Here is a 12455-nt window from a genome sequence, read left to right as displayed (position 1 = left end):
AGGATGGCTTTATTTTCTGAAGTATTTCCGGTAAATCGGGATCCGGTAGGCAAACTGGGCGTACATCAGCGGATACAGCAGAAAATCCGTCAGGCGGCTCGGGGTGCGGAAGTGGATTTCGTCGGCAATTACCGTACCCTTTCCTTTCCGGATGATGCGGTGTTTATGGTGCCAGTAGGAGAGGAAGAAGGGCAGCCGGGTCCCCTGATCGATGAAAAAGATTTCGTCGGGCAATTCCTGCTGATCGATAATTTGGCTGATCCAGTTTTGCCTGAAAAACAAGAAATTCAGTTCCAGGTGAACGACGTCACCCCGGAGGCAGCCGTCGAACCGAACGACTCGCACCGGCGGGAACGGCGGGCTGAGGGCGTCGAACAGGTCCCGGGTAAAGCCGGCCCATACCTGGCGGTAATCGCTTTCTACGGTGGTTCGGATGGTTATTTTCATCAGAGTAGGGCGGACTTTAGCCCGATCAGCCTACGGCGCCGGACGTAAACTTACATCGAGCTAAAGTCCCTGTCTCCCTTATAACTTCTCCAGAATCCGCTCCATCGACACCTCGTGACCGATGCGCTGCTTCAGTTCCGCGATGGGCACCCGGATTTGTTCGGTGGTGTCGCGATACCGGATCGTTACCGTTTGGTCTTCCAGCGTCTGGTAGTCGACGGCGATACAGAACGGGGTGCCGATCAGGTCCTGGCGGGTATAGCGTTTTCCGATGGCGTCCCGTTCTTCGTAGATCACCCGGAACTCACTGCGCAGCTGCTTCACGATCTCCTGCGCTTTTTCGGGCAGGCCGTCCTTCCGGACCAGCGGGAACACGGCGGCTTTGATCGGGGCCAGGGCCGGGTGGAGCCGGAGGTAAGTGCGGGTCTTCTGGTTTTCGCCTTCCCCTACCACCTCTTCCGTATAGGCGTTGCAGAACACGGCCAGGAACAGCCGGTCGGCACCGACGGAGGTTTCCACGACGTAGGGAATATAGTTGCCGTACGGTTTGCCGTTCTCGTCCAGGTCGTTGTCGAAGTATTGCTGCTTCTTCCGGCTCAGCTCCTGATGGCTTTTCAGGTCGAAGTCCGTCCGGGAATGAATGCCCTCGATCTCGCGGAAACCAAACGGAAACTGGTATTCGATGTCGACGGCCGCGTTGGCGTAGTGGGCGAGTTTTTCGTGGATGTGGTATTTCAGCTTTTCGGCCGGGATGCCCACCGCCCGGTGGAAGTTCATCCGGGTCTCCTTCCATTTTTCATACCACTCCATTTCGGTGCCGGGCCGAACGAAATACTGCATCTCCATTTGTTCGAACTCCCGCATCCGGAAGGTAAACTGCCGGGCGACGATCTCGTTCCGGAACGCCTTGCCGATCTGGGCGATGCCGAAGGGGATTTTCATACGGCCGGTTTTCTGCACATTCAGGAAGTTGACGAAGATGCCCTGGGCGGTTTCGGGGCGGAGATAAATCAGGCTGGCGTCCTCGGCCACGGAACCCACCTGGGTCGAGAACATCAGGTTGAACTGCCGCACCTCGGTCCAGTTGGCGGTGCCGGAAATCGGGTCGACGATGCCCTCGCTGACGATCAGGTCGCGGACGGCGTTCAGGTCGCCGGCATCGAGCAGCCGGCCCATTTGCTGAAGCAGTTCCTGCCCTCTTTCGGGCTGACCGGCAGCGGCATACTCTTCGGCTTTGGCTTCCAGGAGCTGGTCGGCGCGGTAGCGTTTCTTGGAATCCCGGTTGTCGATCATCGGGTCGTTGAACGAGTCGACGTGGCCGGAAGCCTTCCAGGTAAGGGGGTGCATGAAAATGGCGGCATCGATGCCGACCACATTATCGTGCAGTTGCGTCATGGCTTTCCACCACAACGTCTTCAGGTTATTTTTCAGCTCCACGCCGTTCTGGCCGTAGTCGTATACGGCCTGGAGGCCGTCGTAGATCTCGCTGGACGGGAATACGAAACCGTATTCTTTGGCGTGGGCAATAATGTCTTGCAATGAGGTGGCCGGAGCCTGTTTCGTCGATGCTTCTTCCATGGTGCGGCAAAAATAAGAAAGATAGGCAAATAAGCGCCCGGCTTCCGTTACTTTCCGGCCGGCACCCCGTCTTAAGTTCGGACGAAACAAAGGCCGCCTGCCGTTTCGTCCTCCCCATCTTTCCGATCTAACCTGTGATGAGAAAGGCAGTATCGCTGCTCCGGGATTTTTTTGGAGTATCGCAGCAGGAAGCGCGCGGGTTGCTGGCGCTGCTGGTCCTGATCGCTTTCCTGCTGATCCTGCCGATAGGGCTCCGGCTCTGGCTTCCCGACCACGTTCAGGACACCAGCCGGGAAGACCGGCAAAAGCTCGACAGTCTGGTGGCCCTGCTCGAAGCCGGCCCGGCATCCGACCCTGCCGAAAGCGAAGAATCTCCGGCTTTCTCACCGAAAACCGGTTCCTCCCGTATAAAGCGGTTTCCGTTCGATCCCAATACCGTTTCGGTGGAGGGCTGGCAGCAACTCGGCCTGCCCCGCTGGCTCGCGGAACGGGTCGACCGGTATCGGGCGAAGGGCGGCAGGTTCCGGAAAAAGGAGGACCTGAAGCGCATTTACGATTTTCCGCCCGAACTCTACGCCGAACTCGAACCCTGGATACGGCTGGAGACACCCGCAGCCGGGAACCGTCCGGAGCGGCAGCCCCATCCGTTCCCGCCTAAAGAAAACCGGCTTTACGAACGGCCCTCCCGGCCTGTTCTTCAACCCTTCGACATCAATAACGCCGACACCACCGACCTGAAGAAACTGCGCGGCATCGGCTCCAGGCTGGCCGCCCGCATCCTGAAGTTCCGCGAGGCCCTCGGCGGCTTTGCTTCCACCGGTCAGTTCTCCGAAGTCTTCGGACTCGACTCGCTGGCCCTGACTGAACTGCTCCGCTACGGCCAAATCCATAGCCCCGTCAGCAAACTGGCGGTCAATACCGCCACCGCCGAAGCGCTCGACCGGCATCCCTATCTGAACCGCCGTCAGGCGGAAGCCATCGTCAGCTACCGAAGCCAGCACGGGCCCTATACCTCCGTCGAATCCCTCCGGCCGCTCCGGCTGCTCGACCCGAAAACCATCGAGCGGCTGGCACCTTATCTGGCGTTCTGAGAGGACCACCCCCCAACCCCCTCCTTACCAAGGAGGGGGAGTGCGAAGCCACCCTTTGTCATCCCGACGCAGGAGGGACCTTATACCCCGGCCCCGTAACTGGCTGGTGATTCAGCCACAATATCTCTCGTTCCTCGGTATGACGAAAAGGGCGGAGCTACCCCCGGCCCCTTCGCAAAAAACAAAACCCCTGCTTTAGGCAGGGGTGCAGTAGGGAAGCCGGTCCTTCTCAGAAGTTCGGCTTCAGCAGGTATTTCGTGTAGAAATCATCAATCGCCTTCACGGCTTCCTCGGGGGTGTCGGCCAGTGAGACGAGGGACATATCCCCCGGACTGATGTTATGCTCCTGGTTGAGCATGACCTCCTCGATCCAGTCCACCAGACCCTTCCAGAACGAACGGCCGACCAGCACGATCGGGAACCGGGCGATCTTCTTGGTTTGAATCAGGGTAAGCGACTCGAACAGTTCGTCGAGCGTTCCGAAACCGCCGGGCAGCACGATAAAGCCCTGGGCGTATTTGACAAACATAACCTTCCGAACGAAGAAAAAGTCGAAGTTGATGTTCTTATCCGGGTCGATGTAGATATTGCTTTCCTGCTCGAAGGGAAGTTTGATGTTCAGCCCGACCGATTTTCCGCCCTGTTCGAAGGCACCTTTGTTGCCGGCCTCCATGATGCCCGGCCCCCCGCCGGTGATGACGCCGTACCCGTGCCGGACCAGTTTAGCCGCAATTTCCTCGGCCATCTGGTAATACGCATTGTCCGGTTTGGTCCGGGCCGACCCGAAAATTGACACGCAGGGTCCGATTTTGGCAAGTTTGTCGAATCCTTCCACGAACTCGGCCATAACCTTGAAAATGACCCACGAGTCCGCAATTTTTATTTCGTTCCAGTTTCGGTCCTGAAAGGCTTCCTTGATTCGTTGTTCATCCGGAGTGAGGAGGAGTTCGTCCCGTTTGGGTAGATCCTTTGCAATTTGAGATACGTTTTGTGCTTCCGACCGCTGTACTGTTTTTTCTGTTTTTTCTGCTTCCATATGCCTCGTAAAATAACTGAAGATGGGTGGGAGGAAAGTAGGGCCTCGTTTGTAAAATTTCTATTACAATTTCCGTGGCGGGGCCTTTTTTACCTCTTTAATTTGTAAAAAATGGGGAGGATTCTCAAGCCTGCCGGAAACCCGCTTAAATTCAGCCGGAACATAATAACGTTTAATTGTCGTTTTAGTTTCACCTGTAAACAAAAATCAATCTATGAAACCGTCCATCGCCGTTGGGGCCGATCACGCCGGCTTTGCCTATAAACAGGAGATCGTCCTGCTGCTTGAAAATGAAGGGTATACCATAAAGGATTTCGGGACTTATTCCGAGGAATCGGCCGACTACCCGGATTTTGCACATCCGGTAGCGATGGCGGTCGAAGCGGGTCAGTTCGACCTCGGTATTCTGGTCTGCGGGAGCGGAAACGGGGTGGCCATCACGGCCAACAAACACCAGGGCATCCGGGCGGCCCTTTGCTGGAAGCCGGAACTGGCCGAACTGGCCCGGCAGCATAACAACGCCAATGTCCTGTGCCTGCCCGAGCGGTACATCTCCTCCGAAGAAGCCGTCGAATGCGTGAAAGTCTTTCTGGCCACTCCGTTCGAGGGAGGACGTCACGAACGCAGAGTTGGAAAAATTTCGTGTTAAACCGACTTTCTGGCTTCTCCTTTTCGGCGGTAAACGCCTTCGATGGAGGTCTTCTCATACAGCGCGCCCAGCGCCGGGGCGCGCTGAAATAGTTTTTCGATGACCTTCTCCCGGTCGATGATGTAATTGGGCGGGTCTTTTCGGAAATGGTCGTAGACGCTGATGACGCTCTCGTAGTTGTCGAGGTTGCGAAGGTCGTATTTCGCCAGGTCCCAGTTCAGGTAGGGCGTGGCGGCCCGGTTGTAGCGGTACGGGCTGATGTCTTCCCCCAGTACCAGAATCTTCTCCTGACGAACCTGCCCGTCGATGGCCGACGGCTTTACCTGCAGGGCACTCAGACGCCCCAGTTCCCAGCGGGGCACGAACTGAAGGGCGCCCTGGTACAGAATCAGGAGCGTAAAGAGAAACACGCCCGTGAAAATGGCTTCGGCCATCAGTTCCCGGCGGATTCCCTGGAAGTAATAGGCGGCAAAAAAGGCCAGCGTCGGCACGAAGCTGATGAACATCATCGGGGCCAGAAAAGGCATCAGGGCCACCGAAAGCAGGGCCGTTACTGCCCATAGCATCATGATCTGCTGGCACCGCTGCTGAAAGTTGTTGAATCGGGTGGTCTGCCGGAACAGGCTCAGCACCCCCAGCGAACCCATCGCCAGCGGCAGGAACAGCGACGCGAGCAGGGTCTGGAAATCGGTTAGATCGTACTGCCGCACGCGGAATACCGAGGCCAGGAGGTTGCGGTTGAAATCATCCAGGCTGTCGGCCATGTAATAATATAGGACCGTCAGCAGGATCGGGAAGGCGAAACCAAACAGCGACAGGGAATGCTGCCGGAAACTGGCGCCCGTATACAGCAGCAGGGCCATGACCGCCCAGAGGATGAACAGCGCCGAGGGCAGGTAGAACAGGGTGGCGAGGCTGATGTAAAAACCCACCTCGAAGACCTCGTCCGTGGCTCCGCGCCGTTCCATCTGTTTGATGAGGGTCCCGAAGGCCAGCAGCAGAAAGGTGGTCGACAGCAGCACCGGCGACAGCGTACTGCAATCGAAGGACATATTGAGGAACAGGGCGTAGATCAGGCCGGGAATGAGGTTCCGGTCCGGGTAGATGTCGCGGGTGTTGGTCACCCAGTTGAAATACAGCACCTGAAACGCGCCGACGGCCGTTCCGGCAATGTGGTAGGCCAGCTGCGACCGGCCGAAAGCCAGGTCCATCAGCCAGTAGACCAGTGCCGACAGCGGGCTGAGGCTGTCCCAGATATCGCGATACAGGAGGTTTCCGTTCCGGAGTTGTTCACCGACCAGCATCCAGTTCAGTTCCGGGATGAGAAGGGGCGGTGGGGCCAGCAGAAAGGGCAGGCGGATCAGCGCCAGCAAGGCCAGCAGGCTGATAATCTGAAGGGTGGAATAAGTACGGAAGAAACTAAGCAATCGACGTTCCGGGTTAAAAAGCGATACTCCTGTTGGAAAGACGAAATTACGGGATTGTGGTAAAAGAAATCGAACAAAAGTCGGATATTTGCGATATATACGATGAATGATTCTGCCGAAATCCGGCCTGTGGGCGGTTTCCGTTCCGGCCTCCTTTTCGCTGATTATTCATTACCTAAGAATCCTATGGAATCGAAAAGACAGCAGAAAGTAGCCCGGGTGTTACAAAAGGATCTGAGCGAAATCTTTCAGCGCGATGCCCGTCACCTGTTCAACGGCGCCTTCATCACGGTGACCAGTGTGCGAATCTCCCCGGACCTGAGCATTGCCCGGGTTTATCTGAGTTTTCTGGCTGTAAAAAATAGAGAGATGCTGCTCGACCTGATCCGGGAAAAAGGCCGTTCCATCCGTCAGCAACTGGCCGACCGGGTCCGGCATCAGCTCCGGATCGTACCCGAACTGAATTTTTACATCGACGATACGGCGGACTATGCCGCCAAAATGGACGCCCTTTTCGCTAACCTCGACATCCCGCCCGCCCCGGCTGAGGAGGAAGAAGAGACACAATAATCGAATTGTTGAATTGTTGAATAATTGAATGTCGCGCTGCCAGGCCAGCTTTGCGAAGCCAATTCAATCATTCAACAATTCAATCATTCAACAATTTCTCATGAACCTTCCTCTCTTTATCGCCCGGCGTTACTTCTTTTCGAAGCGGAAACGTAGCTTCATCAACCTGATTTCCATCATCTCGATGCTTGGGGTGGGGGTCGGAACGATGGCGCTGGTGGTGGTTTTGTCCGTTTTCAACGGCATGGAGGAATTGAACCGGACGATCTTCAAAACCTTCGAGGCCGACCTGACCGTGTCGCCCCGCAGCGGTAAGCGCCTGACGGTTACCCCGGCGCTGATGAAAAGCCTCCAGGAAACGCCGGAGGTGGCTCTGGTAACCCAGGTGATTGAAGACAACGCCCTCGCCCGCTATCGCGATTCGCAGACCGTCATTAAAGTGAAGGGCATCGACAACTCCTACCTGGAGCGCCGGCAACTCGATACCGCCCTGGTGGAAGGCAAACTCCGGCTTCAGGAGAACGGCGTCAATTATGCCATTGTGGCCGAAGGCGTGCGCAACGCCCTGCTGATCTCACCTCAGGACATCCTGACGCCCCTCGAACTCTGGTATCCTCAGAACCGCAAGTCGTATTCGACCCTGACGCCCGACGCCTTCAACCGGGCCGATCTGGCTGTTTCGGGGGTATTTTTTATCGAACAAAATTTCGACGACTACGTTTTAGCTCCACTGGCGGAGATCCGCGAACTGGTTGGCTATCAGGAAAATCAGCTATCTTCGCTTGAACTCCAGCTAAAGGCCGGCGCGGACCTGGCTGCGGTTAAGCAGGAGTTGCAGACCCGGCTTGGTCCGACCGTCGTCGTGCAGGACCGCGACGACCTGAATCCCGATCTGTTCCGGGCCATCCGGATCGAGAAGCTTTTTGTGACGCTGACCCTTTCTTTTTTAATGCTGGTGGCATCGATCAACATCTTTTTCTCGTTATCAATGCTGGCCATCGAAAAAAAAGCCGACGTTTCCATCCTGTATGCGATGGGTGCGACGACGACGCTGGTCCGGAGAATCTTTCTGGCCGAGGGAGCCATCGTTGCCCTGACCGGGGCGGTGGTCGGATTGATTCTGGGCATTGTGCTCTGTTTGCTGCAGCAGCGGTTTGGTCTGGTGTCGATGGGAATGGAAAGCGCCATCATCGACGCCTATCCCGTCAAGCTTGAGGCCAGGGACCTGATGCTGACCACGCTGATCGTGATTGCGGTCACCCTGATCGTGTCCTGGTTTCCAGCCCGGCGCGCTGCAGCCATCGCCAAAGCCGCCGACAGTGCCTGAGCGGTTTTTGCTCTTTAGAACGTTGTGAATTCCGAAAGTTGAAACGACTCTATGAATCCAGTTATCCGAATCGTTAGTGTTTTGCTGGTGGTCGTCCTTACCGGCCCGTTGGCCGCAGGACAGGGCGCCCGCGGAGCCGACGCGGACCGAAAAGCGGCCCCCGCCGTCTCTCAGGGTCCGTATAACCCCAGCCGAACCCTTAAAAATGACCTGCTCCATACCCGCCTGGACCTCCGCTTCGACTGGGTCCGGCAGTGGGTCCATGGGGTGGCCCGGCTGCGGTTCAAACCCTATTTTTATCCTCAGAATACCGTCGACATCGACGCGAAGGGGTTCGACGTCAAGGGCGTTTTTCTGCTGGATACGCTCAAAACCGGCGAAACGGTTTTCGATACGCTGAATTATACCTACAACGATCGCCGGAAGCTGCACGTCCTTCTGCCGCGGACGTATACCCGGGCCGATACGTTCGATGTTCAGGTCGTGTATACCGCCAAGCCGAATGAATTACCCCTCGGCGGCAGCGAAGCCATCACCCAGGATAAGGGCCTGTATTTCATCAACCACGACGGAGCCGAAGGGAACAAACCCCGCCAGATCTGGACGCAGGGCGAAACCGAGGCCAATTCCTGCTGGTTTCCGACCATCGACACCCCGAATGAAAAAATGACTCAGGAAATCTACCTGACCGTCGATTCGAAGTTCCGGACGCTGTCGAACGGAAAACTGATCTCCTCCACGGTCAACGGCGACAATACCCGGACCGACTACTGGAAACAATCGCTCCCCCACGCTCCCTATCTGGCTATGATTGCCGTCGGGGAGTTTGCCTATGTCAGGGATTCCATTCCGGCGACGGCCGACCGGGGCGGGCTGGAAGTCAGCTATTTCGTGGAACCCGCCTATGAAAAAGCCGCCCGCGCCATCTTCGGACGTACGCCGGCGATGATCGACTTTTTCGAAAAGAAATTCGGAGTGCCCTACGTCTGGGAAAAATACAGCCAGATCGCCGTCCGGGATTTCGTTTCCGGGGCCATGGAAAACACGACGGCGACCGTCCACGCCGAAACTGTCCAGCTGGATGAGCGGCAGCTGATCGACGGTAATTCCGACGACGTCATCTCCCACGAGCTGTTTCACCACTGGTTCGGCAACCTGGTCACCTGTGAGTCCTGGGCCAACCTGCCCCTGAACGAAGCCTTCGCCACCTACGCCGAATACCTCTGGCGGGAACATACGGAGGGCGCTTTCTCGGCCGATATGCACGGTCTCGACGACCAGAATCAGTACCTCGCCGAAGCCGAAACCAAGCAGGAGCCGCTGATCCGGTATCATTACACCGACAGGGAGCAGATGTTCGACAGCCATTCCTACGCCAAGGGCGGCCGCATCCTGCACCTGCTCCGCCGGCAGGTCGGCGACGACGCCTTTTTCGAAGCCTGCCGACGGTATCTGAACCGCCATCGCTTCGGCACCGCCGAGGTGAGTGACCTGCGCGAAGCCTTTGAAGAGGTGACCGGCGAGGACCTCAACTGGTTTTTCGAACAGTGGTTCATGAAACCCGGTCACGCGGTGATCAAGGTCGAAAAGGATTACAAACCCGGTTCCGGTCAGGTCAGCCTGACGGTATTCCAGCAGCAGGATACGACCCGCGTGCCCATCTACCGCCTGCCGGTGAAGGTGGACGTCTGGTCGAAAGGGCAGAAAAAATCCTACGACGTGCTGATCGACCGGGCCAAACAGACGCTGACCTTCCCGGTCGAGCAGCGGCCGGACCTCGTGCTGTTCGACGCCGACCACCGGATCGTCGGCACGGTGGACCAGGAAAAGAACAAGGCCGAACTGGTTTTTCAGTATTACAACTCGGATTCCTACCTCGACAAATATGAGTCGGTCACGCGGCTGGAGGACAAATCCAACCTGATCGATTCGACGGTCCGGCACATGATGCTGACGGCCATGACGGATAAGTTCTGGAAGATTCGCCAGCTGGCCGTTGCCAATTTTGCCGAATATGACGGGCAGGAGTTTTCGGAAGTGGAGCGGGTGGTGCAGAGCAAAGCCCGCAACGACGAGAAATCCCACGTGCGTCAGGAAGCCATCAATACGCTGGCCTCTTTCGGCGACAACGTCAACGACCCGCTGTTCCGCGAAATGCTGAACGACACGTCCTACGCAGTGGTGTCCTCGGCCCTCGACGCCTACCTGATGTCCAAACCGGGCGATGCCGGTGAGATTGCGGCCCGGTTCGAAAACGTGCCCAACGGCGATATCGTCACGGCGGTGGCCAACTTTTACGCCAATTCAACGGATACGAGCCGATATACCTGGTTCATCAACAAGATGCAGACCATGAAGTCGCAGGACCTGTACAACTTCCTGCAGGTGTTTGGCAAATACCTCATCAGGTCCGGGGCCGATATGCAGCGGCAGTCGGTTCCGATGCTGGAGGTAATGGCCCGCACCAACCCGGCCTATTTCGTCCGGTTCGGGGCCTACCAGGTTTTGGGCCTGCTTCAGGACATCGAGGGCGTCAAATCCATGCGGAAGGACATCCGGCTGAGCGAACGCGATCCGAAGCTCAAGGAGATGTATGAGCAGTTCAAGGATTTCTAAACGGTAAGGTCAACGGACCTTACCGGCTTTTCACCACTTTCCTCCAGTAAACCTCACCGCCCGTCAGGCGGATTTCCAGCCGATACATCCCCTGCGGCAGTCCCGTCAGGGAAAGAACCATGCTGCCCCGGCTTTGCCGGACCGGTCTTCCGACGGCGTCATACAGCCCCAGAGATTCGATGCCGCTGCCGGAAGCGGAGCGGACCCGGATCTGGTCGAAGGCCGGATTCGGATAGACCGTCAGGAGATCGGCCCCTTTGAAATTGACCGAAATGGGTCTTGAATAAGAACTCTGCCCGTCGGCGTCGACCTGCTTCAGTCGGTAGTAGGCGATTCCGGCCGGCGGCTCATTATCCAGAAAGCGGTAGGTACTCGTCCGCTGGGTGGTTCCGGCGCCCGGTACCTGTCCGATGGGTTCATAGGTGACCGCATCCCGGCTCCGCTCGATTTCGAACCTGAGGTTGCCCTGCTCCCAGGCGGTTTTCCAGACCAGTTCGACCGCCCGATTTTCAATGACGGTTCCCTGAAAGCCGAACCACTGCACCGGAAGGGGTACCGTGCAGGAACCTCTCGCCGTTCGGGCGGCCCCATCCTGGGAACTCGCATCGGTCATTGAAATGAAAATGGTTCGCAGGGCATTACTGAAAGCCACCGGGTTCCGGTCGTAGTTGTTCTGTTGTGAAATTTCCGTAAAGGTGTCCACCATCGGGTCGGCCCCGGTCAGCGGCCCGGTATTCTGATCCATCCGGACATGAAACCGGTTGCTGCCGGAAAGACCGGCAGCATGGAAGGGGTTGCAGTGAACGCTGACGGCACTTCCCCGCACGATCAGGTTTCCGCGAAGGCAGGTGCCGCCGGGACTGACCGTCGTACCGGAAAACGTATTGTACTGGATGCGGGCCGTGGCGGCTTCGAACTGCACCAGCACGTTCCCGTTGCTGCCGGCCCCGGCCGATCCCGTAATGAGGTTGTTGCTGAAGGTCACGTTGGATGCACCGGGATTGAGCGTAAACAGCGACCGGGCGACGTTGCTGGAGGTGTTGTCGAAATAGCAGGATGAACTGCAGCAGGTCTGTTCGGGCTGGGAACCCAGATAGGTCTTTCCCGAGAGGATGTTCCGGTCGAACAGAAAGCCGCTGACGGGGGTGTTGCTCTGGAGCACGAAGCCGTTGTCACCATTGGCCCGGATATCGTTCCCGACGATGCTCAGGCCGGTGTGCGGCCCGCCCCGGACGTAAACCGCCCCGACGTCGGTGACGTTGGTCGGCCAGTCGACGCCGATGATCGTGAACCCGTCGGCCGAGGAGGTGCCGATGCTGACGCCGGAAGTGACGCCCTCGATGGTCACGGCGCCGTATACGCTGGGGGCCGGGCTGGTCTGAAATCCCTGAATGATGGTGCTGCCCCGGCCGCCGGTAGAAACCACCGTCAGACTTTTGGAGAGCGTGACGTTTTCGGTGTAGGTGCCCGGATAAACGGTGACCGTTTCCCCGGCCGAGGCCGCTGCGACGGCTGCCTGGATGGTGGTATAACAGGGCGAGTTGCCTCCGCAGCCGCCGGCCCCGTCCACAAAACGCTGGGCGGCCAGCGGCCCGGCCATACAGCAAAGGAACAAAATGGAAGAAAGGTACAAATGCTTCATAGGTAGGTGTACAAACAAATTTTGTGCAAATGTACACTTCTTCCCGAAAATCCTTCCATCCTCCCGTGCTCC

At 57.4% G+C, this 12455-nt stretch carries 10 protein-coding genes; 5 read left to right on the top strand and 5 right to left on the bottom strand.

What is annotated here, in order from left to right; genetic code table 11:
* Window positions 1-9: 9 nt before the first annotated feature.
* Window positions 10-447, bottom strand: coding sequence for an SRPBCC family protein (locus tag DX909_RS05770; protein WP_128544157.1), 438 nt, complete (start codon window positions 445-447; stop codon window positions 10-12).
* Between the two features lie 78 nt (window positions 448-525).
* Window positions 526-2025 (bottom strand): glycine--tRNA ligase, encoded by a 1500-nt coding sequence (locus tag DX909_RS05765; RefSeq protein ID WP_128544156.1) that lies wholly within the window; start codon window positions 2023-2025, stop codon window positions 526-528.
* A 137-nt stretch (window positions 2026-2162) separates the two neighbouring features.
* Here DX909_RS05765 and DX909_RS05760 point away from each other — a divergent pair, with 137 nt between their 5' ends.
* Window positions 2163-3116, top strand: coding sequence for a ComEA family DNA-binding protein (locus DX909_RS05760; protein WP_128544155.1), 954 nt, complete (start codon window positions 2163-2165; stop codon window positions 3114-3116).
* A 229-nt stretch (window positions 3117-3345) separates the two neighbouring features.
* On the opposite strand, the gene DX909_RS05755 is transcribed toward DX909_RS05760, so the two are convergent.
* The gene (locus DX909_RS05755) at window positions 3346-4152 is read right to left on the bottom strand and encodes an LOG family protein (RefSeq protein WP_128544154.1); all 807 of its coding nucleotides are present in this window, start codon (window positions 4150-4152) and stop codon (window positions 3346-3348) included.
* A gap of 214 nt (window positions 4153-4366) precedes the next feature.
* Between DX909_RS05755 and rpiB the strand changes: the two genes are divergently transcribed.
* Entirely contained in the window at window positions 4367-4801 is a 435-nt protein-coding gene (rpiB, locus tag DX909_RS05750; protein ID WP_128544153.1) for a ribose 5-phosphate isomerase B, read from the top strand.
* On the opposite strand, the gene DX909_RS05745 is transcribed toward rpiB, so the two are convergent.
* Window positions 4798-6228: a hypothetical protein gene (locus DX909_RS05745; RefSeq protein WP_128544152.1), complete on the bottom strand. Its 1431-nt coding sequence runs from the start codon at window positions 6226-6228 to the stop codon at window positions 4798-4800. The two genes, rpiB and DX909_RS05745, sit on opposite strands and share 4 nt — an antisense overlap.
* Window positions 6229-6414: 186 nt before the next feature.
* On the opposite strand from DX909_RS05745, the gene rbfA reads away from it, so the two are divergent.
* From rbfA to DX909_RS05730, 3 genes are all read left to right on the top strand, one after another.
* Window positions 6415-6798: a 30S ribosome-binding factor RbfA gene (gene rbfA / locus DX909_RS05740; protein WP_128544151.1), complete on the top strand. Its 384-nt coding sequence runs from the start codon at window positions 6415-6417 to the stop codon at window positions 6796-6798.
* 100 nt (window positions 6799-6898) lie between these two features.
* Entirely contained in the window at window positions 6899-8125 is a 1227-nt protein-coding gene (locus tag DX909_RS05735) for an ABC transporter permease (protein ID WP_128544150.1), read from the top strand.
* A gap of 51 nt (window positions 8126-8176) precedes the next feature.
* Window positions 8177-10741 carry a M1 family aminopeptidase gene (locus DX909_RS05730; protein WP_128544149.1) on the top strand — a complete coding sequence of 855 codons (2565 nt, stop codon included), beginning with the start codon at window positions 8177-8179 and terminating at the stop codon, window positions 10739-10741.
* 19 nt (window positions 10742-10760) lie between these two features.
* Here DX909_RS05730 and DX909_RS05725 read toward each other — a convergent pair whose 3' ends face one another.
* Complete coding sequence (locus tag DX909_RS05725; RefSeq protein WP_128544148.1) at window positions 10761-12383, bottom strand: T9SS type A sorting domain-containing protein; 1623 nt, start codon at window positions 12381-12383, stop codon at window positions 10761-10763.
* Window positions 12384-12455: the final 72 nt, after the last annotated feature.

Source organism: Larkinella soli (genome assembly GCF_003703975.1).
In the GTDB taxonomy this organism is placed as follows: Bacteria; Bacteroidota; Bacteroidia; order Cytophagales; family Spirosomataceae; genus Larkinella; species Larkinella soli.
This window is presented reverse-complemented; position numbering and strand designations above follow the sequence as displayed.

Coding starts and splice junctions, on each gene's coding strand:
- DX909_RS05760 (WP_128544155.1), top strand. CDS start 2,163: ATGAGAAAGGCAGTATCGCTGCTCCGGGATTTTTTTGGAGTATCGCAG.
- DX909_RS05765 (WP_128544156.1), bottom strand. CDS start 2,025: ATGGAAGAAGCATCGACGAAACAGGCTCCGGCCACCTCATTGCAAGAC.
- DX909_RS05725 (WP_128544148.1), bottom strand. CDS start 12,383: ATGAAGCATTTGTACCTTTCTTCCATTTTGTTCCTTTGCTGTATGGCC.
- rpiB (WP_128544153.1), top strand. CDS start 4,367: ATGAAACCGTCCATCGCCGTTGGGGCCGATCACGCCGGCTTTGCCTAT.
- DX909_RS05730 (WP_128544149.1), top strand. CDS start 8,177: ATGAATCCAGTTATCCGAATCGTTAGTGTTTTGCTGGTGGTCGTCCTT.
- DX909_RS05770 (WP_128544157.1), bottom strand. CDS start 447: ATGAAAATAACCATCCGAACCACCGTAGAAAGCGATTACCGCCAGGTA.
- rbfA (WP_128544151.1), top strand. CDS start 6,415: ATGGAATCGAAAAGACAGCAGAAAGTAGCCCGGGTGTTACAAAAGGAT.
- DX909_RS05735 (WP_128544150.1), top strand. CDS start 6,899: ATGAACCTTCCTCTCTTTATCGCCCGGCGTTACTTCTTTTCGAAGCGG.
- DX909_RS05755 (WP_128544154.1), bottom strand. CDS start 4,152: ATGGAAGCAGAAAAAACAGAAAAAACAGTACAGCGGTCGGAAGCACAA.